This is a genomic window from Alkalilimnicola sp. S0819, from assembly GCF_009295635.1.
Lineage (GTDB): Bacteria > Pseudomonadota > Gammaproteobacteria > Nitrococcales > WHIW01 > S0819.
The window spans coordinates 1-22,712 of sequence record NZ_WHIW01000006.1 but is presented as its reverse complement, the minus strand read 5'-3'; the positions used below and the strand labels follow the sequence as shown (position 1 = coordinate 22,712).

Below are 22,712 nucleotides of genomic sequence, written 5' to 3'. Positions count from 1 at the left end.
CGTGGGCTGCGGGCAGGCCGAGGGCGGCTCCCAGGCATACCTGGTTCTCTTGTTGATAGCGGCTCTCCCAGTGTCCCGCGCCGCACAATAGCATAAGGATCAGCGTGAATCTGTCGTGCTCCAGCGGACGCAGAAGGACGAGAAAATGACTTGCCCGGACGTGCGGTGTCCGGGCAAGTCAGCTGTGCACCTTGCGTTAGAACACGGCCTTGAAGCCCGCGCTTTCGAGGGCCGTGGCGCGCGCCTTCATCCAGCCGCTCTTGAAGGCATCACCTTCCGCGTCGGTTGACCCAACGTAGTCCTTCCAGGCCTGTTGCAGCACGGTTTCGCGCTCCAGCAGGTGATCCTGGTTGGCCTGCATTTCGTCGGTCCAGGCGCCGCGCTCTTTGTAGTAGTCGACGACCGCCTGGTGGAAGGGCATCACCCACGTAAGGTTCTGGTTCTCAAGCGCATAGCCCGAGGTGCCCGGCGCCGAGTCCTTGTACAGGTCATAATCCTCTATCAGCACCCGAATCATGCTCGAGGCGAGTTCATAGTCGAGACTGTCCGAGCCGAGAATGATGGGATAAGGGTAGGAGGAGCCGTGCCACGGCTCTTCCTTGCTGATACCCGCGCCCAGCGTCACTTTCTTCGGCTGCAGATACGGCGCCACGTCCTGTGCACGGGCCCAGGCTTCCTCATCATTGGGATCCATGTAGGGCCACTTGATGCCTCTGGAACTCGAGGCGATCTGTTGGGTGGTAGACGTGATGGTCATCACAAAGGCTGCGTCGACCTGATCGTTGAGGATGCCCTCGAGCGTCTTGATGTAGCTGGGGAACTCAACCCGCTCGACATCGTCCCAGGTCAGACCGCCGAAGGCCAAAACTGCTTCTGCACCCAGGTTCTGGGAGTCGCCGCCGCGGATGGACGCCACGCGCTTGCCTTTTAGATCGGCCGGTTCGGTGATGCCGACATCTCCGGCAGCCACCATGCCCATGCCCACGTTCGCCACGGACATAGCAAGCACACGAAGCTGCTGCGGACCCCATTCGGGGCCGGAGAACATCAGCACGCCCTCTTGCGCGAAGTAGGCCGCTGACGGACAGGTGCACAACTCCACGCGGCCGGATCGCACCAGGTTCATGAAGGCGACATCGTTCGAGCTGGGCATGATTCGTACGGACGTGCCGTATTCGTTCTGTAGCAGATTGCCGATGGCAACCGTTTGCGAATGCCCCGCAGAGCCCGGCGCGTGAGACGTGCTGGTTATGGTTTTGGGCAGGTTGACGTTGTCGGCGGCGAACGCCATCAACGGCATGCTGAGGGCGGCTATCGCGAGCCATCCAGTGAGTAAACGAGCCATATGCTTTCTCCTCCAGGTTGTTCCCTGATTTCGTAAACCAGGTTTGTAACTATGCTTCCCATCGCGAGGGGAGCTGGACCAAGATCGCGAGGGGAGCTGGACCAAGTGCAGCAGGGGCCAAGACCCATGATCGATCCAGATTCAGCTTAGGTTTGGGTGCTTCCGAGGGGCAAAGCCTTTCGGCTCGGCGTGCACATGGTGCACGCTCCGCAGTATCCTTGGGGTGTGCGCCTGGCAATGACGGACATTACGGCAACAAGGGTGTGCCCGACTGATGACTACAAAGACCACCCGCAGCGGTTACAAGAGCTGCCAGTCCCTGGTTAAGGGCTTGAAGCTGCTTCAGGAGTTGAACAGAAGCTCCAACGGGGCTGCCACGGTTACCGAGCTATCCAGCCGCCTGGGCATGCATCGCACGACGGTCAAACGCATGTTGGAGACGTTGGTGGAAGAGGACTTCGTCTACACAGACCATCTGTCCAACTTCTATCGCCTGTCCCATCAGGTGCAGAGTTTGAGCTACGGTTTTCGTGACAGCATCAAGATCGTGGATATCGTTTGGCCTCACATGATGGCGCTGACGAAGGAACTGGTTTGGCCCTGCTCCTATCAAAGCCTGGAGGGTCATCAGTTGGTCGTCCGCGCCTCCACCCACGCCTACAGCGTCTTCTCCTTCCACACGGGCATGCCGGGGCGGAAGCTGGGCCTGATGAATACGGCGGCTGGCAGAGCCTATCTGGCCTATTGCTCGGACGCGGAGCGCGAAGCCCTGATCAGCATGATCAGCCGGGATGATCCCACGGCTCGTACAAACATTCCCCAGTTGGTCGAGGAAACACGACGCCTGGGGTATGGGCGTAACCGCGCGGAATGGGCGGAGGAGCCAAAGTTCGCCGGTGTGGCGAGGCCCATCGTTCAGGGCGATACGGTGCTCGGCTGCATCAACATGATCATCTTGAATCATGCGATTAGCGACCAGGACGTCGCGCGTTTTGCGGCAAGACTGGGAGAGGTGGTCGCCACCATCCAGAAAGAGATAGCGTAGCCCCCGCGACCGTGTGCACTATGTGCACGGTGAGCCGGCTGTTCGTTGTTTGCCTCCTGACCCGGCCGTAGGCTCGGGTTCATCGGACACAGGAGGAGAGCGATGAGCGCCGGATCTAACAGCCCGCATTATCCCGATTATATCGTTGACCGGGAGAATGAATTTACCGTTTCCACAGATGCCTATCGCGGCCAGAAGGTGTTCGAGGACGAGATCGACCGGATCTTCCACTGCACCTGGATCTTCCTGTGCCACGAGAGTGAATTGCCGGAGGCCGGTAGTTACAAGTCCACGCTACTGGGTCTGCAGCCCGTGATCGTGACGCGGGACCGCGCCGGTGACATCCACGCACTGCTCAACGTCTGCACGCATCGCGGTGCGACCTTGTGTCGCAGCGAAAAGGGCAAGACGCGGACCTTCGTTTGTCCCTACCACGGCTGGTCCTTCGACACTCAGGGCAAGCTGGTAGGAGTTCCGGACGCCGAGCGCTATCCGGAATGCTTCGACAAGGCTTCGCGCAACCTGCACAAGGTGCCGCGTGTGGCGTCCTACGCGGGCCTGGTATTCGGGTCAATGAACCCTGATGTGGAGCCGCTGGAGGACTTCCTCGGTGGTGCGCGCAAGCATATTGATATCTGGGCACGGCGTGCTGCCGGATCCCGCTACGTCATGGGCACACCCCATCGCTACATGTTCAACGGCAACTGGAAGTTCCAGTCCGAGAACGTCTATGACGGTTATCACCCGGGCTTCGTGCATCGCTCGGCGTTCAACACCATCAAGAAATACTCCGGGTCGTTCGTCAATCGCGAGCTGAACAACCCCGTGCGCCAGCAGGGCTACACCCGCGGGTATGAAGAAGGGCACGGAACACTGGAAGCCGGCGCGCCACTTGAATCGGGCGGCGTTGACGATGATGTGCGGGCGGCTTACGAGGGCCGGCTCACCGAGCTTTATGGTGAGGAAGGGGCCGCAGAGGTGCTTACCAACCGTCAGTTCCTGATCTTCCCGAACCTGACAATCTTCGATTTCAACATTCGGGTGATTCAGCCGATCGCCCAGGACCGCACGGAGGTCTATTCCTATCCGGTGCTGATCGAGGACGCCCATCCGCAGATCAACAACAACCGTATGTTGGATGCTCAGACGCGCATAGGCACCGCCGGCATTCTTTCCGCCGACGATATCGATGTGTTCGCCGGCAACCAGAACGCGCTCAAGGGCGTGGGCGCGGATACCGTCGTTCTCTCCCGCGGCCTGGGCAAGGAGACAGAGGAAGAGGGTGGCGGCAAGGTCGGCGTGTACAGCGACGAGACCCCGCAGCGTGCATTCTGGCGCAAGTGGGTACGTCTGATGAAACAGGCGGGGAACTGAGGTGGCCCAAATGGATGAACTCAAGGCATTGATCGAACTGGAAGCTGACCTGCTTGATCGCGGTGATCTGCTCGAGTGGGTGGAGCTCTACGCCGAAGAGGCAACCTACTGGGTGCCCATCGATGAGCACGCGGACCCAGAGGTGGACTCCTCGATCATCTACGACAACCGTCAGCGCCTGGTGATGCGGGTGGACCAAATCGTCCATCAGAATCGCGTGGCCCAGCAGCCTGCCTCCGAGACTTGGCGGATGATCAGCAATCTGAAGCTCAGCGAAGAAGGCGGTCGCTTGCGGGCGCGCTACAAGATGCTGCTGGCTGAAGCACGTCGCGGCGATTGGCGCCAGAACGGCCTGGATGAAACCCGCTTGTACCCGGCATGGGTGGAGTTGGAAGCCGCACCGAAGGACGGGCAGCTGCGTATCGTTTCGAAGAAGATAGTGCTGCTCGGTCGTCACCGGCCCTTCACAGGGCTTTCCTTCATCATCTGACGGCGGGGCTTACCCATGCTGGGACTGGCGAAAGTCGAAGCGGGTCGGGACGGCCTCGCGTTGGGGGAATACCCGATCCGCGAGCCCGGCGCCCATGAGGTACTGATCAAGGTACTGGTCAGTGGTGTCTGCGGCACCGACATGCAGATCTACCACGGCCAGGGTGCCTTTGGTGAGCGCGTGAAGTTGCCCACCATCCTCGGCCACGAGATGTGTGGCCGGGTGGAGGCCGTGGGGGAGGCCGTGAGCCGCACCCAGGCGGGCGATCTGGTCAGCCTGGAAAGCCATGTGCCGTGCGGCGAATGCCGCAGCTGCCGCACCGGGCGCAGTCATGTCTGTGCCGCCACCCGCTATCCCGGTATCGACTTCAACGGTTGCTTTGCCGAGTACGTGACCGTGCCGGAGTCGATCGTCTGGGTGAACCCTGCGGATGTGGACCCGGAACGCGCGGCATTGCTGGAACCGTTGGGCATTGCCGTGCACGCCACCCTCGAGGGTCAGGGTGTGGCCGGGCGCACGGTAGTGGTCAATGGTTGCGGCCCGATCGGCCTGATGAACGTGGCGGTTGCCCGTCATTACGGGGCCGCGAGCATCGTCGCGGTGGACGTCAATCCCTACCGCCTGGGCATCGCCCGGCAGATGGGGGCGGACCTGGCGGTGAATGCCGCCGAGAAAGACGTGGTGTCGACCGTGCGTCGCCACTTCGGGGGCGAGGGCGCCGAGGTGGTGTTCGAGTACACCGGCAGTGCGGCTGGTGCGCGCAACACCTTCCAGCTGGTTGCGCCGCTGGGCGAGGTGAAGTGGTGCGCCACCCCCGCCGGGCCCATCGAGTTCGACTTCGGCCTGTGGCGCCGGGGCCGACCGACCATCCACAACATTCACGGCCGCCGGCTGTGGGATACCTGGTACGCCTGCGCCCCGCTGGTCTACGAAGGGGCGTTGGATCTGGCGCCCATCGCCAGCCACCGGGTGCCGCTGCGCGAGGGCCGCGAGGCCTTCGAGCTGATCCTCGCCGGGCAGGCGGTCAAGCCGCTGATCCTCTGCGATTAGCGCGCCGGAGGAGAACGCATGAGTACACAGGTACGAGTCAAGAGCATCATCGAGGAGTGCGAGGGGGTGAAGACCTTCGTGCTGGAGGCGCCCAGGGGCGTGGATACGGCCTTCGCCGCCGGTGCACATCTGGACGTGGCGCTGGGGGCGGAGCTCAGCCGCAGCTACTCCCTGGTGCCGGTGCCCGGCGAGACCGGCTGCTACGCCTTCTCGGTGCGGCTGGCACCGGACAGCCGGGGCGGTTCGCGCCATTTGCACGAGGCCGTGCGGCAGGGGGATACCCTGTGGGTGTCCGAGACCCGCAACAACTTCGCGCTGGCCGAAGAGGCCCCCTACAGCTATTTCTTCGCCGGCGGCATCGGTATCACGCCGTTCCTCTCTATGCTCGAACGCCTGGTGGTGCTGGATCGCCCATGGGAACTGCACTACGCCAGCCGTGATCGTACCAGCGCGCCCTTCCTGGAGCGCCTGCAGCGCCTCGCCAAGGCCTCGGGCAACAAGGTGGTGTTGTACTTCGATGATCAGGGTGGGCGCGAGCGGTGGAGCGTGGCGCGAATTGTGGCCGATGCCGCGCCCCAGGCGCACTTCTATTGTTGCGGGCCGGAAGGAATGCTGGCGGATTTTCGCGAGCGGACCGCCGGGTGCACCGAGCGGGCGCACTACGAGTACTTCGCCGCCGACACCGAAGCCGCCACCGAGTCCGGCGGCGAGCTGGAGCTTGCCCGCTCGGGCAAGGTGGTCAAGGTGGCGCCGGGGCAGACCATTCTTGAAGCGCTGCAGGGCGCCGGGCTGGATGTGCCCTTCTCCTGTCGCGAGGGCACCTGCGGCACTTGTGAGGTGGGTCTGCTGGAAGGCGAGGCGGATCATCGCGACATGCTGCTCAGCGAAGAGGAGCAGGCCGAGAACCAGAGCCTGATGGTGTGCTGTTCCGGCTTCAAGTCGCCGCGCCTGGTGCTGGATCTGTAGCGCCGTGCGCGCCCAAGGAGAACCCATGACGGCTTTACTGCAATGTCTTTCCCATACGCCGCTGCTGGGCCTGCACGACCCCGCACCGACGGTGGTGGACGAGGTCGAGCGGTATCTGGACGGTGCCCGCGAGCGGGTGCGGGCCTTCGACCCGGAGCTGGTCGTGCTGTTCGCGCCGGACCACTTCAACGGTTTCTTCCATGACCTGATGCCCCCCTTCTGCCTGGGAGTCGAGGTAAAGGCCATCGGCGACTTCGGCAGCCCCGAAGGGGTGCTGTCGGTGCCCGAGGACGAGGCCATGGCATGCGCCGAGCATTGCCTGGAGGCCGGTGTGGACCTGGCCGTTTCCCACCGCATGCAGGTGGATCATGGCTTCGCCCAGCCGCTGGGACTGTTGCTCGGTGGCCTGGACCGCTGCCCGGTGATACCCGTGTTCATCAACTCGGTCGCGCCGCCCATGCCGGGTTTTCAGCGGGTGCGCCGGCTGGGCGAGGCCATTGGCGGCTACGCCCGTCGGCGCGGCCTGCGCACCCTGTTCATAGGCTCCGGCGGACTCTCCCACGAGCCACCCGTGCCGGAGCTTGCCAGCGCCCCCCTGCCGGTGCGCGAGCGCCTGCTGGGCAGCGGCCGCAATCTGCCTCCGGCGGAGCGTGAAGCCCGCACCCAGCGGGTGATCGACGCGGCCCGGGACTTCACCCGCGACCCCGGCGCGCTGCATCCTCTCAACGCCGACTGGGACCAGCAGTTCATGGCCAGCATCATCCAGGGGCGGCTGGACGCCTGGGACGAGCTGAGCAATGCGCAACTCTCGGCGCTGGCCGGCAAGTCCGCCCACGAGAGCAAGACCTGGCTGGCCGCCGCCGCGGCCATGGCGGCCTTCGGTCCTTACACCGTGCAGGACACCTACTACCGAGAGATCCCCGAGTGGATCGCCGGCTTCGGTCTGCTCTCGGCGCATCCCACATCCGCGTCCGGATCTTCCAACACACCAATGAGGTAACCTAACCATGACCAACGCACAATGGACCGAGGCGGGCACCAGCCGCTTCATCGACATCAAGGCCGCCGGCGAGGATCTGAAGATCCACTACAACGACGCCGGCAAAGGCGAACAGGTCGTGGTCATGCTCCACGGCTCCGGCCCGGGTGCGACCGGCTGGGCGAACTTCAATCGCAACGTCCAGCCGCTCACCGACGCTGGTTACCGGGTGTTGCTGGTGGACTGCCCGGGCTGGGGCAAGAGCGACAGCATCGTCTGCACCGGCTCGCGCTCGGATCTCAATGCGGAGGTGCTGGCCGGGGTGGTGGAGGGGCTGAACCTGCCCAAGGTGCACATCATCGGCAATTCCATGGGTGGCCACAGCGCCGTGGCCTTTGCCCTGCAGCACCCGGAGCGGGTCGCCAAGCTGATTCTCATGGGCGGCGGTACGGGCGGCGGCAGCCTCTTCACCCCCATGCCCACCGAGGGCATCAAGCGGCTGCAGAAGCTCTACCGTGAGCCCACCTTGGATAACCTCAACGCCATGATGGAGATCTTCGTCTTCGATCCGAGCGGGATCACCGAGGAGATGATGAAGACCCGGCTGGACAACATCCTTGCCCGGGAAGATCACCTGCAGAACTTCGTCAAGAGCGTACAGGCCAACCCGCTGCAGTTTCCCGACTACGCCTACCGTTTGCGGGAAGTCCAGGCCGATACCCTGGTCGTCTGGGGGCGGGATGACCGCTTCGTGCCCATGGATACCGGTCTGCGGCTGCTCGCAGGTCTGCCCAAGGCCCAGCTGCATGTCTTCAACCGTTGCGGGCATTGGGTCCAGTGGGAGCATGCGGAGACCTTCAACCGCATGGTGCTGGATTTCCTTAGCCACTAAGCCGTCGGGCATGTCTTGCGGGCGGTGTGGTACGCCGCCCGCAGGGCGGTCGTCCCATGGCAGTACGCGTTTCAGAATAATAATGAATGGTCGTTGAGCAAAGTGCTTGCCGTTGCTTCCCGAGTGACTGGAGGAGTTTGAGTATGAGTTGTTTTATCAACCGCTTGCTGGTGCCGAGCCCGCTGGTAGCTTGCTTATGAACGCTGAAAGCGCCGTGCCGGCCAAAACCCGCCAATCGTTCAGACTTAACAGCAGGGCCTGCGTGCTTGTCTTGAGTCTGGCTACGGTTGCTTTGTTGCTACTGTCGCTGGATTACCTTTTCAACACCAAAGTGCTGGCGTTCCTTACCAGCGTGCAGCATCAGTTTTTCTACTCGATCCTTCTTTTCTCCCTGCCCGTTACCTTTCTGGTATGGCCACTCCGCGGGTACGCCGGAAGCCGCCTGGATCTGCTGGTGGATAGCAGCTTGGCTCTCGTGGCGGCGGGGGTTTGCCTGTTCTTTGTATGGAATGGGGAAACCATCATTTACCAGGGCTGGGAGTACATGGCGCCGGATCACGCGGTTTACGTGAGCTTTCTGCTGTGGGGCTTATTGCTGGAAGCGTTGCGGCGCGTGGCGGGGTTGTCCATTACGTTGATCGCCGGTGTCGTAAGTGTCTACCCGCTTTGGGCCGACGTGATGCCCGGCCCGATCCAGGGCGTTGCGTCCAGTTCGGGCGAGACGGCGGCTTTTCATGCCATGAGCCTCGAAAGCATCCTGGGTATTCCCTTTCAAGCGTTTGCCAACCTGGTGGTTGGTTTCATGATCTTTGGGGTTGCCCTGCAGAAGACAGGGGGTGGCAAATTCTTCATCGATTTTGCCTTTGCCCTGCTGGGCCATGTGCGTGGTGGTCCGGCCAAGGTGGCGGTGCTTTCCAGCGGCATGATGGGTTCGTTGAGCGGCAGCGTGATAACGAATGTAGTCACAACTGGTTCACTGACCATTCCCGCCATGAAGAGCGCCGGCTTTTCGCCGCGCTACGCCGGAGGCATCGAGGCCTGTGCGTCCACCGGCGGAACCATGATGCCGCCGGTCATGGGGGCTACAGCCTTCGTTATGGCCAGTTTTCTGAACGTTTCCTACAGCGTCATCGTGCTGGCCGCGATCGTGCCCTCTGTGCTCTATTTTCTGGGGCTTTTCCTGCAGGTGGACGGCTACGCGGCGCGCAGCGGCATCAAGGGATTGCGCAAGGAAGATTTGCCCTCACTGCGCCGGACATTGAAGGAAGGTTGGTACTACCTGTTCGCTTTCGGCACGCTCGTGTGGATGTTGTTCTTCCTGGGCCGGGAGGCGCATGCGCCCTACTACGCGTCGGTGGTGGTGATTGCTCTGAATCAGATACTGCCCTATAGCCGATGGCGCTGGGCGCAGTTGGTGGATTTCGTTGTAAGTCTCGGAAAAACGATCATTGAACTCACGATCATACTTGCCAGCGTAGGTTTGCTGGTGGGTGCCATGACGGTTACCGGCCTGGCTGGAACGATTGCCAATGACTTGATGTTCATCGCCGGCAATAACGCCTATGTGCTCTTGTTAATGGGCGCGGTGATCAGCTTCATCCTCGGCATCGGCATGACCGCCACATCGGCCTACATCTTCCTTGCTGTAGCGCTGGCCCCGGCGCTGGTGAACGGCGCCGGCATGAACCCGATTGCGGTTCATCTGTTCATCATGTACTGGGGCATGTTGAGCTTCATCACGCCGCCGGTGGCGCTGGGCGCCTTCGCCGCCGCCTCCATCGCTGGCGCGCGGCCCATGGAGACCGGTTTGGCGGCGCTGCGGCTGGGCGCAGTGATTTACGTGATCCCCTTCCTGTTCGTCTTGAACCCGGCGCTGATCCTGCAAGGCGAGCCGCCGGCCGTGGCGCTGGCCGTGGGCAAGGCCGTGGTGGGTGTGGTGTTCATTTCCGCCGCCATTCAGGGGTACCTGCTGGGGCTGGGCGACCTCACCGGCCGTGGTGCGGTGGGCATGGCTTCGCGCATCGCCCTGGCCGTGGGCGGGCTGGTCATCGCCATGCCGGCCGAGGCGATTCAGGCGGCGGTCTCCGCGCCGTATCTGGCCCTGCTCGTGGGGAGCGTGTTGCTGTTCGTCGCCAGTCAGGGGTATCTGCGTCGTGGCCTGTTGCGCTGAGTGAACTGCTGGCCGGTCCGCGGGATGCCTTCCCGGGCCGGCCTGGCGGGCAGCGCCGCTTCTGCTTCGCCACCCAGGCGAAATGGCGGGCGAGATCCGGGTCCGCCCGCAGCGCCTCCAGGGTGTTCAGCCGCGTGGCCAGGGTCATCTCGTCATAGCGCCGGTGTATGCCGTCGTGGCAGCGCCGGCAAACGAGGACACCCTGGTTGAGCTCCTCACGCCGGTAGCGCTTGGCGAAGCGCGCCCGCCGGTGCACCTTGCGCGGAATCAGGTGATGCAGGGTCAGCGGCTCCCGGCGGCCACACAGGGCGCAGTGGTTCGCGGCGTTGTCGGGCTGTGCGGCCATGGTCGCGCGCTCGGCTTTCGGCATCCTCAGTCGTGATGTTAACCGCGCTATGATGGGCGCGAACAGAGCGACCCGGAACGCCCATGGATCCCACCCAGTCTCCCGTCACCCTGCTGTTGCTGCTCGCCAACGTGCTGGTGAGCGTGTACGCCTTCCAGGGAGGCGAGCTGCGCGTCGACCGCTTTGCACTACGGCCCTGGCGCGTGCTGCGCCGACGCGAGTACTACCGGCTGTTCACCGCCGGCTTCGTGCACGCCAGCGGCAGCCATCTGCTGTTCAACATGATCACCCTGTTCTTCTTCGGTCCCTGGCTGGAGGCGGCGCTGGGGCCGGTGCGTTTCCTGGTGCTGTACTTCGGCTCGGACCTGGCCGCCCAGGGCCTGACGCTGTTCATGCACCGAGCCAATCCGCGCTATGCCGCCGTGGGAGCGTCCGGGGCCATCAGCGGGGTGCTGTTCGGTTTCTGCCTGTACGAGCCGCTGCGGCTGCTGTATCTGTTCTTCGCCATCCCCATCCCGGCGCTGCTCTTCGCCGTGGGGTTCGTGGCGATCTCCATCTACGCCATGCGCAGCCGCGCCCCGGACCAGGTGGGCGGCCTGGCCCATGAAGCGCATCTGGGCGGCGCGGCTGGCGGAGTACTGCTGACCATGCTGCTGGATCCGCGGGCGCTGTGGATCTTTCTGGCACAGCTCGGCATTTAGGAAGACTTCAGGGGAGATTGAAGAGCAGTAGTGTGACGGTTCCGTGAAGAGCGAGCAGAGCCACAAGCAAGCCGGTATTGGCCAGTATCCGGTGACTCAAACGTGTCACGCGGCGTTCCTTCCAGAGGGAGCCGATCAGTATGGCCAGTATTAGAACAAGCAGGTTGGGCCCGATCAGCTGCTCCGCCACGTTTGACCCCATCAAGGGAGCCTCCTGCCCATACAGATGCTTGCTCAGTTCACGGTAATCCGGTGCGGAAAAAACGAACGTGCTCAGCACCAGGGCAGCGAAACACTGAAAAACAGCAGGGTGCCGTTACCGAAAGCGGCGACGCGCCGAAGCTTGCCCCATGTTTTCCACGCATGTTCGACACGGTCATCTCGTCGGCTCGGTGGTTTTCTTATTGGGTAAGAGGCGTATAGGCCCCCTTATCTGGGTCGAATCAAGCTGAGCGCCTATGGCGTCTATGCTGTAGCGCTTTAGAATGGTCTCGCCAATGCCGTTCTTGTCTATCAGCATGATGTCGATGTCGACCTTCCCGCTTTTGACCAGGGTTCCTTTTAAGCTGATGTGCATGGTTTTGCCGCTCAGGTATTCGGCCTGCAACAAAGGGCTGCCATCGCCGCCGAGTTGGAATCAATCGGTTTTGACGTGCCCAACGAGCAATGTGGAGGATTCGTTCCCGACCGAGAGCGTGTCTGCGATACCGTATACGCGAGCAGTCATCGTGGGCCTTCCTGCCGGAAGGATTTCGAGGTAGGCGAAAGTCGCGAGGTTAACGCCGAAACCGGTCTTAGGGACGCCGGCGGCCAAGCCGGAAATATAGATGCGGGCCTTCATCGAGTCGTCCTTGTTATTGCTCTGTAGAGAGCGTTTCCTTGTACCGCCGTGTTGCACGGCAAGGGGTACTTGGGGGTAAAAATACGGGAACAAACCATGGGCGGCAATATTCCGGCGTTCGCGCAGCCGCTTTCGCGTCGTAAAAGAATAATCATCATAAGGACATACAGTTCATGCGCCTCACCCGACAGGATCTCTCCGCCGCCACCGAAGAGGGCGTTCTGGACGCCGACACCGCCGAGCGGCTCTGGCGCTTTCTCGCCCAGCGCGACGAGGCGCGCCCCCAGTTTCGGGCCGCCCACATCCTTTATTACCTGGGCGGTTTCGTCGCCATGGCTGCCTTCGCGCTCTTTCTCGGGCAGGCCTGGGAGAGCTGGGCGGGTTGGCCCATGTTGGTGCTGGTGGGTTCCCAGTTCGTGCTGGGCCTGGCGCTGACCCACTGGTTTCTGCGCCGAAACCTCGCCATTCCGGCGGGGGTGATGCTCACCTTTGCCCTGTCCATGGTGCCGCTGGCCATCTACAGCCTGCAGCAGGGCATGGGCTGGTGGCCGGAAGGCGGCGGCCGGGTGGCGGATTACCATCGCTACATCCGCTGGCACTGGTTGTTCATGGAGCTGGGCACTATCGCCGCCGCCACGGTGGCGCTCTGGCGTTACCGCATGCCCTTCACCGTGTTCCTGCTGGCGCTGTCCATCTGGTATCTGCAGATGGATCTGGTGCCTTTCCTGTTCGACACCTGGCAGGAGCGCTGGGAGATGCGCAAGCTGGTCTCCATGGTGGCCGGCGCGCTCACCCTGGGGCTCGCCTTCTGGGTGGATGTGCGCAGTGGGCGACGCAAGGATTATGCCTTCTGGCTGTACCTGGCCGGTGCGGCGGCCTTCTGGGGCGGGCTCACGGCGATGAATTCGGACAGCGAGCTGGGCAAGCTGCTCTACTGCGGCATCAACCTGTTGCTGATCGCCTGTGGGGCCGCCCTGCGCCGGCGGGTGCTGGCGCTGTTCGGCGCGCTGGGGGTGGCGGCCTACCTGGGGCATCTGGCGGATCTGTTCACCAACAGCCTGCTCTTCCCGGTGGCGCTGGGCGCGCTGGGGATCGGCATCGTGTTCGCGGGCCTGGCCTGGCAGCGCAACGAGGCGCGGATCACGGCGGCGATGCTGAGCGTGTTGCCGGCGCCGCTGCGGGCGTTGATCGAGCGGGCGCAGGCCTGAGCCCGCGCGCCCGCCCAGGAGGCGCGCTCAGGCGGCGTCCGCGGCCCGGGGCGTGTGCTCGGGGACGTCCTCCAGGCCCGTGGCAGGCAGCTCGTCCATCAGTTCGTCGGCGGCCAGCCACTCGCGCACCGCGGCAGGCAGGGCCGGGCTGGGAGTGCCGGGGATGACGGCGCCGGCCATCTCGGCGGTATCCACCCACTGGCCCTTGCCGCGCAGCGCGGCTCGGGAGATCGCCACCGAGACCAGCTGCCCCTCGGCATTCTCGAAGCGGTGCTCGATGAAGAACCAGCGCTCGTCCCAGCCCAGCAGCCGGGTGTGTACGCTATAGGCCTGCAGGGGCTTCAAGGCGCGCCGGAAGCGGATCAACTGGCCGCCGAGCAGCGCGCCCCAGCGCCGCGAAACCGCCACGTCGGCCACACCGCAGCGGCGCATCCAGTCGACGCGGGCCAGATCCATGATCTGCAGGTAACGGCCATTGTTCATGTGGCCGAACAGGTCGATCTCCCAGGGGCGTACCCGGAACCGGGTGGTGGTGGGAATGAACGGATGCTGACGGCGGACGAAGGCGGTGCGCAGCCAGATCACCAGCAGTCTCAGATACAGATTCATGGGGTGGCTCCCTTGGGTGTTGCTTCGAGCTGACCTGTGATGGCGTTCAGGCTAGTCTGGTTCGGGCTGGGCTCGTATACCCCCTTCGGGGTATATGGCCACGGTGGCGTGCTGAGGCACAGTCGCTGCCGCCACCTTGACCTCGCCAACGGGACGGCTGCATGAAGACAAATGACAAGGACCGCCCGAGTTGCCGGGTGCTGCTGCTGGAAGACGATGGCCCGGTGCGTGAGCGCCTGGCGAGGATCCTGAACGACTGGCCGGGGGGCGAGCTGCTCGCCGCCTGTGCCACCCTGGCACAAGCCATGGAGCACCTGGCCGAGCCGGTGGTGGATCTGCTGATCACCGACCTGCAGTTGCCCGACGGTCATGGCGTGCAAGCCATACACCGGCTGCGCGAGGTCAACCCGGCCGCGGAAGCGATGGTGATCTCGGTGCTGGCCGACGATGAGACCGTGGTGGAAGTCATCGAAGCCGGCGCCACGGGGTATCTGTTGAAGGACGCCGATTCGCTGGAGCTCATTGAAGCCATAGAGGATCTGCTGGCGGGCTGCTCGCCCATTTCTCCCTCCATCGCCCGGGTGATCGTCAAGCGGATCAGTAAGCCCCGCCAAGCGCCGCCGGCCGCCCCGGTGGTGACGCTCACCCCGCGTGAGACGGATATCCTCTGGGGCATCGCCAAGGGATTCACCTACGCGGAACTGGCCGAGCAACTGGGAATTTCCCGTCAGACCGTGCCGGTGCACGTGAAGAATATCTATCGCAAGCTGGAAGCGGGGAACCGCTCTGAAGCGGTGTTCGAAGCCTCCAGGCTGGGACTGATCCGCCTATGAGCTCTGTGCTGCGCCGTGTGCTGGTGGTAGCGCCGTTGCTGCTGCTGGCGCTATGGCCGTTCTGGGCCGAATTGCCGACTCCGACCCAGGCCACGCGGCTGGGTAGTGCCGAATTCCTCGGGCCCAATGGTGAGCGCGACACGGTCAGCCTTCCCCATCGCTGGTCGGCGCGGGCTCGGCAGGACGAGGGCGAGGCTCGCTACCGTTTTACCCTGAGGCTGGACGAAGCACCCGCCGAGGCGCTCTATGTGTTCGTGCCGCTGCTCAGCCAGCATGCCGAGCTGTGGCTCGATGGCGAGGCGCTGCGCAACCCCGAGCCGCGCACCTACGCCTTCGGGGCGCGTTCCGGCCTGACGCGTCTGGTGTCCCTGCCGCCCTCGCGCTTGCGGGCCGGCGAGCACACGCTGGAGCTGCGGCTTCGTAGTCGACGCCTGATGCGCGGCTATCTCTCGGCGCTGTATGTGGGCAGCGAGCAGGCGCTGATGCCCCATTACCGCTTGCGCCTCTTTCTGCTGGAGCATCTGCGGCTGATGGTCTTCGCGGTGCAGTTGCTGATGTCCGGCGCGGTGCTGGTGGCCTTCCTCTACCGCCCCGGCGAGAGGCTGTTCCGCTGGCTGCTGGCGCTGCTCGCGGCCAGCGGCTTCTACCATATCGGCTCGCTCGCCACGGTGATGCCGGCGCTCAGCGCGGTCGCCCCCTACGGCTACATGCTGGCCTCGGCGGTGGGGCCCATACTGCCCATCCTGGCGCTGCTGTTCGTCGGCCGGCCTGTGCCCCGCGGCTTGCCTTGGGCCGTGCCGGCGCTGCCAGCGGTGAGCGTTCTGCTGGGCCTGTCGGGACTTCTCCCCGAGCCGGCACTGGTGCTGTTCCTGTGCGTGCCCGCGATGCTGCTGGGGCTGTTTGGCGCGACCGCCATCGCCGCCCGGGGGGCCTTTCTGGACGGCAACCGGGAAGCGCTGTTGTTCTTCCTGCCGCTGCTGCTGCTGTGCCTGGCCGCGCTGCGCGACATGCTGGCGATTCAGGGGGCGATTGCCGGGCCAATCATGTTCTCCGGCTATTACCGGCCCCTGATACTGGCGGCGGTGAGTGTGATCCTGATGCGCCGTCTGGCGATCAGCCTGCAACGGGTGGACGAGGCCAATGTGCACCTGAACCGGCGCCTGGCCGAGCGGGAGGCGGAGCTGGCCCTGGTCCATGAGCGAGAGCGGCTCGAGGCGACACAGCGCGTGCGCCTGACGGAGCGGCAGCGGCTGACGGCGGATCTGCACGATGGCCTCTCGGGGCATCTGGCGTCCATCATCGCCCTGGCCGAGCGCGAGCGCACGGGCGGCATCGAGCAGGCGGCGCGGGAGGCGCTCGATGATCTGCGCCTGGTGATCCACTCGCTGGATATCGGCGACCGGGACCTGACGCTGGCATTGTCGAAGTTTCACGAACGGCTACAGCGGCAGCTGAAGCGCCTGGGCGTGGAACTGCAATGGTCCATTGCCCGTCTGCCCGAGGTCGCCGGGGTGACTCCGGCCCATGCCTTGAACCTGCTGCGGATTCTCCAGGAAGCGGTGACCAATGCCTTGAAGCACGGGCCGGCTGCCAGCATCAGCCTGCGCGGCATGGCGGGCGAGCAAGGGCGGGCGGTGATCGCGGTGGAGAACGACGGTGCGCCGTTCGTCGCGCGCGAGGGTGGCGCGGGTCTGGGGAACATGCACCGCCGGGCCGCGCAGCTGGGCGCCGAGCTGGCCATCGAAGCCCTGCCCAGGGGGGCCAGGCTGCTGATCACCCTGCCGGCGACGCTGCCCTCCATCGGGGCTGCGCCTGACACGGATAACGGGTAACGATTCGCCGACAGGGCATGTCACACTGAGCGCTCCCCGGACCCGCACGGTGCCCCATGCCCGAAAGCCCCATCCTGGTCTGGTTGCGGCGCGATCTGCGCCTCACCGACAATCCCGCGCTCAATGCCGCCGCCCGGCGTGGCCCGGTGCTGCCGGTGTACATCCATGCGCTGGCGGAAGAGGCCCCCTGGGCGCCGGGGGCGGCGAGCCGCTGGTGGCTGCACCACAGTCTTGCCGCGCTCACCGAGGCGCTGGCCGCGCGGGGCCTGCCGCTGGTGCTGCGCCAGGGGCCGTCGCTGCAGACCCTGCAGGCCCTGGTCCGTGAGACCGGCGCCCGGGAGCTGCACTGGAACCGGCTCTACGAGCCCGCCATCATCGCCCGGGACAAGACCATCAAGGCCGCCCTGCGCGCGCAGGGGCTGCGGGTGACAAGCCACCAGGCGGCGTTGCTGCGCGAACCCTGGGAGCTGCGCAACCGGCAGGGCAAGCCCTATCGGGTCTATACCCCCTTCTGGCGCGAGGCGCGGCGGGGACTTTCCGTCGGCGATCCGGAGCCGCTCCCGGACGATTGCCGCGGCGCCGAGGCCCCGGCCTCCGAGCCGCTGCAGGCGCTGGCGCTGTTGCCGCGCATTCGCTGGGAGGCGGGGCTGGCCGAGCGTTGGCGACCGGGCGAGGCGGCGGCGTTGGCGCGCCTGCGGCGCTTCGCCGCCCGGGGGCTGCGCGGCTATGCCGAACGCCGGGAGCTGCCCGCCGAGGCGGGTACCTCCGGGCTCTCGCCGGCGCTGCATTTTGGTGAGTTGGGGCCGCGGCAGATTCTGGCCGAATTGCAGGGCTTGCCGGAAGGCGAGGACCGACAACGCTTCATCGCGGAACTGGGTTGGCGGGAGTTCGCCCACCATCTGCTGTTCCATTTCCCCCGCCTGCCCGACGAGCCCATCAATGAGCGCTTCAAGGCTTTCCCCTGGCAGCCTGACGAGGCGCGCCTGCGGGCCTGGCAGCGCGGGCGCACCGGCATACCGCTGGTGGACGCGGGTCTGCGCGAGCTTTGGCACAGCGGCTGGATGCACAACCGGGTGCGCATGGTGGTGGGCTCCCTGTTGGTGAAGAACCTGGGGCAACCCTGGCAGGCCGGCGCGCGCTGGTTCTGGGACACGCTGGTGGATGCGGATCTGGCCAACAACAGCATGGGCTGGCAGTGGGTGGCCGGCTGTGGCGCCGATGCCGCGCCCTTCTTTCGCATCTTCAACCCGGTGCGCCAGGGCGAACGCTTTGACCCCGAAGGGGCGTATCTGCGCCATTGGCTGCCGGAGCTCGCCCGCCTGCCCACGCGCTGGCTGCACCAGCCCTGGGCCGCGCCGGGCTCGGTGCTCGCCGAGGCCGGCGTGCGCCTGGGCCGGGAGTACCCGGAGCCCATGGTGGACCTGGGCGAATCCCGCCGCGCGGCGCTGGAAGCCTATCGGCGTCTGCCCTGAGCCTTCCGCGGTGTTGCGTTGGCCGGCATCGCGGCCCCATATCGGCAGCATGCGGCCGCGCAGGCCGTGCCGTTTGGTGGGCGCGGCGTGCCCGCCCGGACAGGGAGGTTCGCGCATGGGTGCCTGCGCACTGAGACGGTGGCGCGGCGGCGTCTCGGCCCGGCATTGATGGAGCCGCGGGGCGAGTGGCTTGACCACTTGGCGGCGACGCCGCCTTCGTTTCGGTGCCCACCCTGTGCCATGCTTTGGGCCGTGATCCTATGGAGGCGGCCATGAGCCGAACGCAGCGACCCCACAACCCGTTTTGGCAGGCGGCCAAAGTCGCGCTCGCTTACTGCGTGACGGCGTTTCTGTGGATCGCCTTCTCCGATGATCTGCTGGGCCGGTGGCTGGGTGTGTCCGGCGAGGTTACCCGCTATCAGACCATCAAGGGCTGGGGCTTCGTGCTGGTTTCGGGCCTGGTGCTGTACGTCGTGGTGCTGCGCTACCTGCGCTTGAGCGCCGGCTATGCCGAGGAAATCGCCGCCCAGCGCGTCGAGATCCAGGCGCTGAGCCAGTTCCGGGCGAACATCATCGACAACGCCAGCATCTGGCTCAATGTGCTGGATCCGCAAGCCAATATCCTGGTCTGGAACAAGGCGGCCGAGCAGATTACCGGCTATTCCCGGGACGAGGTGCGGGGCAATGCGCGGATCTGGGACTGGCTCTACCCGGACCCGCAATATCGGGGCTTCGTTCGACGCAAGGCCACCGAGCTCCTGGAGCAGGGCGCCTCGCTCAGTGACTTCCATACCCGCATCACCGCCCGCGACGGCACGGAAAAGGTCATCGCCTGGGAGGCCCAGCGCCTCTATGGCAGTGAAGGGGAGCTGGTCGGCGCCATTGCCCTGGGCCAGGACATCACCGAGCGTCTCGCCATGGAGCAGGCGCTGGTGGAGAACGAGCGCTACCTCACCACGCTGCTCGGCAATCTGCCGGGCATGGCCTATCGCTGCCTGCACGACCAGCACTGGACCATGAAGTTCGTCTCCGCCGGCTGCGAACCGCTCACCGGCTATCCGCCCCAGGCCCTGCTGGACAATGCGGTGGTCTCCTACGCGAGCCTGATCCACCCGGAGGACATGCCGCGGGTGGCGCGGGAGGCGTACGAGGCGGAAACCGAGTTGCGCCCCTTCGCGCTGGAATATCGGCTGCGGCGCCGGGACGGTCGGGAGATCTGGGTCTGGGAGCAGGGGCGGGTGCTGGAGGAAGAGTCGGGGCTGGTGGAAGGTTTCATCATGGAGATCACCGAGCGCAAGCTGCTGGAGCAGGAGCTGGCGCAGCTGGCCATCCGCGACCCGCTCACCGGCCTGTTCAATCGCCGCGAGCTCGAGCGCCGGCTGTGCGAGGAGCTGGAGCGCAGTCGGCGTTATGGCCATGCGCTGAGCCTGCTCATGATCGACGTGGACCACTTCAAGGCCATCAACGATGCCCTGGGCCATGAGCGGGGCGATGAGGTGCTCTGCGCCTTGAGCCGCCAGTTGCAGCGCAGCGTGCGGCCCATGGACTATGTGGCCCGTTACGGCGGCGAGGAGCTGCTGATCGTGCTGCCGGAGTTGAGCGCGGAGCAGGCGCGGGGGCTCGCCGAGCGCATACGCAGCGAAACCGAGGCGGCCTATCCGGGTTCGCACCCCGCGGGTGGGCCGCTGACCCTGAGCATCGGTGTCGCCGCCTACCCCGCCCACGGTGCGAGCGTGGCGGGGTTGCTTCGCGCCGCCGATCAGGCCATGTACAGCGCCAAGCGCGCGGGGCGCAACTGCGTGCGGTTGGCGCCGGAGGCCTCGGCGGCGGGATGAGCGGGCCGAACCTGTGGCAACTGCTGCTCTATGGCCTGTGTGCCGGTGGCACCGTGCCCCTGGGTGCGGCCCTGGCGGGTTCGCGGCTGCTCTTGCCCCGCTGGCTGGAGCAGGAGCTGCGCCACGGGGTGATCGCCTTCGGCGGTGGCCTGCTGCTGGCGGCGGTGGCCCTGGTGCTGGTGCCCGAGGGCCTGGCACGCCTGTCGGTCACCTGGGCGGCGCTGGTGTTTCTTGCCGGCGGTCTGTGCTTTTTCGTGCTGGACGCCTGGCTGGAGCGCCGGGGTGGGTCCGCCGCCCAGCTCATGGCGCTATTGCTGGATTTCGTCCCCGAGGCCCTGGCCATGGGCGCCATGGCGGCCCATGGCCAGGGTGCGTTGCTGCTGGCGCTGCTGATTGCCCTGCAGAATCTGCCCGAAGGTTTCAATGCCGCCCGTGAAATGCGCTGCGATGATGGTCTGGGGCAGAGGCCGCTGTTGCTGACCTTCTCGGCCATCGCCCTGCTGGGGCCCTTGGCCGCCGCGCTGGGCTTTCTGGTGTTGGCCCCCTACCAGGCATTGACCGGCGGCCTGATGCTCTTCGCCGCCGCCGGCATTCTCTACCTGACCTTCCAGGACATTGCCCCGGAGGCCCGGTTGCGCCGCCACTGGGCGCCTCCCCTGGGGGCGGTGCTGGGCTTCTGCGTGGCCATGGTGGGCGTGGTGCTGCTGCGCTGAGCGTGCCCCACCAAGGCCGCCATGGCCGGCGAGACGCGCCTGGTCCGCGAAAGCGCCAGGCGGGCGGAGGGCCAGGAGGATTCGCCGGTATCGCCGGAATGCGCATTGACCGTTGGGGGTGCGCCAGATTACAAAGTGTCCCCCGAGGAGGAGGCCCGCCAAGCGTGAACAGGCAGAATGCAACGGCGCTGCCAAGGCCCTGGCGTCGCGATGAGGTGCTGCGCAAGCGATGCGGCGCGGTACACGACGCGCCGCTGGCACGCTGGCGCGTGCGCCCGGAACAGCCCGGCGTATGAGCGATGTGTCCCTGGCCCCCATTGGGGTGATTCATTCGGCCTTCGACGAGAAGTTCGGCACCCCCCGGCAACCGGGCCTGGTGCCCGCCGCCGAGGCGGAGCTGATCCTGCACCCGCCCTACGACGCCCCCGAGGCTCTGCGCGGGCTGGCGCAATACTCCCATGTGCACCTGCTGTTCTGGTTTCACCGCAGCGCCGAACAGGGCTGGTCGCCCACCGTGCGTCCGCCGCGGTTGGGCGGCAATGAGCGTCTGGGCGTCTTCGCCACCCGCTCGCCCTTTCGCCCCAACCCGGTGGGCTTGTCCGTCGTGGAGCTGGCCGGTTTGATCGATGAGCCGGGCCGTCGGGGTTTGCGTCTGCGCGGCCATGATCTGGTGGACGGCACGCCGGTGCTGGATATCAAGCCCTATGTGCCCTATGCGGATGCGCACCCGCAAGCGCGCGCGCCGGCGGCCTTCAGTGGGCCCCCGCCGCGGCTGTCGGTGGGTTTTGCGGAATCGGCCCGCGCGGCCCTGGCCGGCCTGCCGCCGGCCACCGTCGCGCTCATCGAGCAGACACTGGCGCTGGATCCGCGCCCGGCCTACCGGCGCGGGGACGAGGGCCGGGAGTATGGCGTGAGCCTCGCGGGCTACAACCTGCGCTTTCGCGTGGCGGCTGATCGCGTAACCGTGCTGTCGCTGGGGCCCCTGGCGGCCCCGCCCGGGGCGGGCCGGCCTTGAGGCTGCCACGCTCCGGCGTATGGTCTATAGTGTTCCCCTTCCCCCCAACACTTAACACAAGGAGTGTCCGACATGGGTTTGCATCTAGGTGATATAGCCCCGGATTTCGAGATCGACACCACCAAGGGCAAGATCAGCTTCCACGAGTGGTTGGGCGACTCCTGGGGCTTCTTCTTCAGCCACCCGGCGGATTTCACCCCCGTGTGCACCACGGAGATGGGCAAGACCGCCAAGCTGGCCGGCGAGTTCGCCGCGCGCAACACCAAGCCGCTGGGGCTGTCCACCGACACCGTGGATGAGCACAACAAGTGGATCACCGACATCAACGACACCCAGGGCTGCAGCCTGGAGTTCCCTATCGTCGCCGACCCGGACCACAAGGTCGCCCAGCTCTATGACATGATCCACCCGGGCGAGAGCGACACCGCCGCCGTGCGCACGGTGTTCATCATCGATCCGGCGAAGAAGATCCGGCTGACCCTGACCTACCCCATGCAGGTGGGCCGCAACTTCGACGAGATCCTGCGGGTGATCGACGCCCTGCAGCTGGGTGACAAGCACAAGATCGCCACCCCCGCGGATTGGCAGAAGGGCCAGAAGGTCATCATCCCGCCGAGCATCAGCAACGAGGAAGCCGAGAAGATCTTCCCCCAGGGCTGGGACGAGCAGCGCTCCTACCTGCGCCTGACCGAGATCAAGTAAGCCTCCCCGGCTGGCGGCGGCCCCCTGCCGTCGCGAAACCCCAACCCCGCCCGGCTCGGCCCGGCGGGGTTTTTTGTGCTTCTTCGCGGGATAGCGGGAAACTCTGCAATGAAAACGGAAGTTCGCGCAGAGGCTCCCGGCCGATGGTGGAGCGCCCACCGAAGCGTGAAGGTCCTGGGGCGGGTACGGCCGGCGGCGGCCCACGATTTGGCACCGGGCTGCGCCCGGCGCTCCCCTGCGCTTCTCGCCGGAAGGGGGCGAGCAGCAAACTCGCTACGCTCAAACAAGCTGCTC

Annotated in this window: 22 protein-coding genes and 1 pseudogene; 18 read left to right on the top strand and 5 right to left on the bottom strand. The window is 65.5% G+C overall.

Annotation, left to right across the window (positions count from 1 at the left end; all coding sequences use genetic code 11):
• Positions 1 to 196: 196 nt before the first annotated feature.
• Complete coding sequence (locus GBG68_RS06770) at positions 197 to 1,345, bottom strand: TAXI family TRAP transporter solute-binding subunit (RefSeq protein ID WP_152146182.1); 1,149 nt, start codon at positions 1,343 to 1,345, stop codon at positions 197 to 199.
• 274 nt (positions 1,346 to 1,619) lie between these two features.
• Here GBG68_RS06770 and GBG68_RS06765 point away from each other — a divergent pair, with 274 nt between their 5' ends.
• From GBG68_RS06765 to GBG68_RS06730, 8 genes are all read left to right on the top strand, one after another.
• Positions 1,620 to 2,390, top strand: a complete 771-nt coding sequence (locus GBG68_RS06765) for a helix-turn-helix domain-containing protein (protein WP_152146181.1) — start codon at positions 1,620 to 1,622, stop codon at positions 2,388 to 2,390.
• 102 nt (positions 2,391 to 2,492) lie between these two features.
• Entirely contained in the window at positions 2,493 to 3,764 is a 1,272-nt protein-coding gene (locus tag GBG68_RS06760; RefSeq protein ID WP_152146180.1) for an aromatic ring-hydroxylating oxygenase subunit alpha, read from the top strand.
• 10 nt (positions 3,765 to 3,774) lie between these two features.
• The gene (locus GBG68_RS06755; protein ID WP_152146179.1) at positions 3,775 to 4,254 is read left to right on the top strand and encodes an aromatic-ring-hydroxylating dioxygenase subunit beta; all 480 of its coding nucleotides are present in this window, start codon (positions 3,775 to 3,777) and stop codon (positions 4,252 to 4,254) included.
• 15 nt (positions 4,255 to 4,269) lie between these two features.
• Entirely contained in the window at positions 4,270 to 5,304 is a 1,035-nt protein-coding gene (locus GBG68_RS06750) for an alcohol dehydrogenase catalytic domain-containing protein (protein ID WP_152146178.1), read from the top strand.
• Positions 5,305 to 5,322: 18 nt separating this feature from the next.
• Positions 5,323 to 6,270: a PDR/VanB family oxidoreductase gene (locus GBG68_RS06745; RefSeq protein WP_152146177.1), complete on the top strand. Its 948-nt coding sequence runs from the start codon at positions 5,323 to 5,325 to the stop codon at positions 6,268 to 6,270.
• A gap of 25 nt (positions 6,271 to 6,295) precedes the next feature.
• On the top strand, positions 6,296 to 7,270 hold the full coding sequence (locus GBG68_RS06740) for a 3-carboxyethylcatechol 2,3-dioxygenase (RefSeq protein ID WP_152146176.1): 975 nt from the start codon (positions 6,296 to 6,298) through the stop codon (positions 7,268 to 7,270).
• 7 nt (positions 7,271 to 7,277) lie between these two features.
• Complete coding sequence (locus GBG68_RS06735; protein WP_152146175.1) at positions 7,278 to 8,141, top strand: alpha/beta fold hydrolase; 864 nt, start codon at positions 7,278 to 7,280, stop codon at positions 8,139 to 8,141.
• Between the two features lie 196 nt (positions 8,142 to 8,337).
• Positions 8,338 to 10,311 carry a TRAP transporter permease gene (locus tag GBG68_RS06730; RefSeq protein WP_152146174.1) on the top strand — a complete coding sequence of 658 codons (1,974 nt, stop codon included), beginning with the start codon at positions 8,338 to 8,340 and terminating at the stop codon, positions 10,309 to 10,311.
• 169 nt (positions 10,312 to 10,480) lie between these two features.
• On the opposite strand, the pseudogene GBG68_RS14340 reads toward GBG68_RS06730, so the two are convergent.
• Positions 10,481 to 10,657: pseudogene (locus GBG68_RS14340) on the bottom strand (HNH endonuclease); the annotation flags it as partial.
• Between the two features lie 83 nt (positions 10,658 to 10,740).
• On the opposite strand from GBG68_RS14340, the gene GBG68_RS06720 reads away from it, so the two are divergent.
• Complete coding sequence (locus GBG68_RS06720) at positions 10,741 to 11,358, top strand: rhomboid family intramembrane serine protease (RefSeq protein ID WP_152146172.1); 618 nt, start codon at positions 10,741 to 10,743, stop codon at positions 11,356 to 11,358.
• Positions 11,359 to 11,734: 376 nt separating this feature from the next.
• Here GBG68_RS06720 and GBG68_RS06715 read toward each other — a convergent pair whose 3' ends face one another.
• Together GBG68_RS06715 and GBG68_RS06710 are read right to left on the bottom strand one after the other, a co-directional pair.
• On the bottom strand, positions 11,735 to 11,968 hold the full coding sequence (locus tag GBG68_RS06715; RefSeq protein WP_152146171.1) for a hypothetical protein: 234 nt from the start codon (positions 11,966 to 11,968) through the stop codon (positions 11,735 to 11,737).
• Positions 11,969 to 11,995: 27 nt separating this feature from the next.
• Positions 11,996 to 12,199: a hypothetical protein gene (locus GBG68_RS06710; RefSeq protein WP_152146170.1), complete on the bottom strand. Its 204-nt coding sequence runs from the start codon at positions 12,197 to 12,199 to the stop codon at positions 11,996 to 11,998.
• 173 nt (positions 12,200 to 12,372) lie between these two features.
• On the opposite strand from GBG68_RS06710, the gene GBG68_RS06705 reads away from it, so the two are divergent.
• Positions 12,373 to 13,407, top strand: coding sequence for a DUF2157 domain-containing protein (locus tag GBG68_RS06705; protein ID WP_152146169.1), 1,035 nt, complete (start codon positions 12,373 to 12,375; stop codon positions 13,405 to 13,407).
• A gap of 27 nt (positions 13,408 to 13,434) precedes the next feature.
• Here the strand turns inward: GBG68_RS06705 and GBG68_RS06700 are convergent, their stop codons facing one another.
• A complete protein-coding gene (locus tag GBG68_RS06700) occupies positions 13,435 to 14,016 on the bottom strand; it encodes a thioesterase family protein (RefSeq protein ID WP_152146168.1) in 582 nt (193 codons plus the stop codon).
• 161 nt (positions 14,017 to 14,177) lie between these two features.
• On the opposite strand from GBG68_RS06700, the gene GBG68_RS06695 reads away from it, so the two are divergent.
• The 8 genes from GBG68_RS06695 to GBG68_RS06665 all read left to right on the top strand — a co-directional run bounded on the left by GBG68_RS06695 (position 14,178) and on the right by GBG68_RS06665 (position 22,418).
• Complete coding sequence (locus GBG68_RS06695) at positions 14,178 to 14,849, top strand: response regulator (RefSeq protein WP_152146167.1); 672 nt, start codon at positions 14,178 to 14,180, stop codon at positions 14,847 to 14,849.
• Positions 14,846 to 16,681: a sensor histidine kinase gene (locus GBG68_RS06690; RefSeq protein ID WP_152146166.1), complete on the top strand. Its 1,836-nt coding sequence runs from the start codon at positions 14,846 to 14,848 to the stop codon at positions 16,679 to 16,681. Before GBG68_RS06695 ends, GBG68_RS06690 begins: the two co-directional genes overlap by 4 nt.
• Positions 16,682 to 16,737: 56 nt before the next feature.
• On the top strand, positions 16,738 to 18,153 hold the full coding sequence (locus GBG68_RS06685) for a cryptochrome/photolyase family protein (RefSeq protein WP_152146165.1): 1,416 nt from the start codon (positions 16,738 to 16,740) through the stop codon (positions 18,151 to 18,153).
• Positions 18,154 to 18,425: 272 nt separating this feature from the next.
• Positions 18,426 to 19,988: a diguanylate cyclase gene (locus GBG68_RS06680; RefSeq protein ID WP_152146164.1), complete on the top strand. Its 1,563-nt coding sequence runs from the start codon at positions 18,426 to 18,428 to the stop codon at positions 19,986 to 19,988.
• Positions 19,985 to 20,701, top strand: a complete 717-nt coding sequence (locus tag GBG68_RS06675; protein ID WP_152146163.1) for a ZIP family metal transporter — start codon at positions 19,985 to 19,987, stop codon at positions 20,699 to 20,701. The genes GBG68_RS06680 and GBG68_RS06675 overlap by 4 nt, the downstream gene beginning before the upstream one ends.
• 164 nt (positions 20,702 to 20,865) lie before the next feature.
• A complete protein-coding gene (locus GBG68_RS14540) occupies positions 20,866 to 20,997 on the top strand; it encodes a hypothetical protein (protein WP_264297981.1) in 132 nt (43 codons plus the stop codon).
• A complete protein-coding gene (tsaA, locus tag GBG68_RS06670; protein WP_152146162.1) occupies positions 20,994 to 21,716 on the top strand; it encodes a tRNA (N6-threonylcarbamoyladenosine(37)-N6)-methyltransferase TrmO in 723 nt (240 codons plus the stop codon). The genes GBG68_RS14540 and tsaA overlap by 4 nt, the downstream gene beginning before the upstream one ends.
• A 72-nt stretch (positions 21,717 to 21,788) precedes the next feature.
• Positions 21,789 to 22,418: a peroxiredoxin gene (locus GBG68_RS06665; RefSeq protein ID WP_152146161.1), complete on the top strand. Its 630-nt coding sequence runs from the start codon at positions 21,789 to 21,791 to the stop codon at positions 22,416 to 22,418.
• Positions 22,419 to 22,712 lie beyond the last annotated feature (294 nt).

Bases quoted from the DNA above. Each gene is read 5' to 3' on its own strand.
- GBG68_RS06675 (WP_152146163.1), top strand. From the start codon at position 19,985: ATGAGCGGGCCGAACCTGTGGCAACTGCTGCTCTATGGCCTGTGTGCC.
- GBG68_RS06745 (WP_152146177.1), top strand. From the start codon at position 5,323: ATGAGTACACAGGTACGAGTCAAGAGCATCATCGAGGAGTGCGAGGGG.
- GBG68_RS06705 (WP_152146169.1), top strand. From the start codon at position 12,373: ATGCGCCTCACCCGACAGGATCTCTCCGCCGCCACCGAAGAGGGCGTT.
- GBG68_RS06695 (WP_152146167.1), top strand. From the start codon at position 14,178: ATGAAGACAAATGACAAGGACCGCCCGAGTTGCCGGGTGCTGCTGCTG.
- GBG68_RS06730 (WP_152146174.1), top strand. From the start codon at position 8,338: ATGAACGCTGAAAGCGCCGTGCCGGCCAAAACCCGCCAATCGTTCAGA.
- GBG68_RS06765 (WP_152146181.1), top strand. From the start codon at position 1,620: ATGACTACAAAGACCACCCGCAGCGGTTACAAGAGCTGCCAGTCCCTG.
- GBG68_RS06685 (WP_152146165.1), top strand. From the start codon at position 16,738: ATGCCCGAAAGCCCCATCCTGGTCTGGTTGCGGCGCGATCTGCGCCTC.
- GBG68_RS06700 (WP_152146168.1), bottom strand. From the start codon at position 14,016: ATGAATCTGTATCTGAGACTGCTGGTGATCTGGCTGCGCACCGCCTTC.
- GBG68_RS06760 (WP_152146180.1), top strand. From the start codon at position 2,493: ATGAGCGCCGGATCTAACAGCCCGCATTATCCCGATTATATCGTTGAC.
- GBG68_RS06750 (WP_152146178.1), top strand. From the start codon at position 4,270: ATGCTGGGACTGGCGAAAGTCGAAGCGGGTCGGGACGGCCTCGCGTTG.
- GBG68_RS06680 (WP_152146164.1), top strand. From the start codon at position 18,426: ATGAGCCGAACGCAGCGACCCCACAACCCGTTTTGGCAGGCGGCCAAA.
- GBG68_RS06720 (WP_152146172.1), top strand. From the start codon at position 10,741: ATGGATCCCACCCAGTCTCCCGTCACCCTGCTGTTGCTGCTCGCCAAC.
- GBG68_RS06710 (WP_152146170.1), bottom strand. From the start codon at position 12,199: ATGAAGGCCCGCATCTATATTTCCGGCTTGGCCGCCGGCGTCCCTAAG.
- GBG68_RS06735 (WP_152146175.1), top strand. From the start codon at position 7,278: ATGACCAACGCACAATGGACCGAGGCGGGCACCAGCCGCTTCATCGAC.
- GBG68_RS06690 (WP_152146166.1), top strand. From the start codon at position 14,846: ATGAGCTCTGTGCTGCGCCGTGTGCTGGTGGTAGCGCCGTTGCTGCTG.
- GBG68_RS06770 (WP_152146182.1), bottom strand. From the start codon at position 1,345: ATGGCTCGTTTACTCACTGGATGGCTCGCGATAGCCGCCCTCAGCATG.
- tsaA (WP_152146162.1), top strand. From the start codon at position 20,994: ATGAGCGATGTGTCCCTGGCCCCCATTGGGGTGATTCATTCGGCCTTC.
- GBG68_RS06665 (WP_152146161.1), top strand. From the start codon at position 21,789: ATGGGTTTGCATCTAGGTGATATAGCCCCGGATTTCGAGATCGACACC.
- GBG68_RS06740 (WP_152146176.1), top strand. From the start codon at position 6,296: ATGACGGCTTTACTGCAATGTCTTTCCCATACGCCGCTGCTGGGCCTG.
- GBG68_RS06755 (WP_152146179.1), top strand. From the start codon at position 3,775: ATGGATGAACTCAAGGCATTGATCGAACTGGAAGCTGACCTGCTTGAT.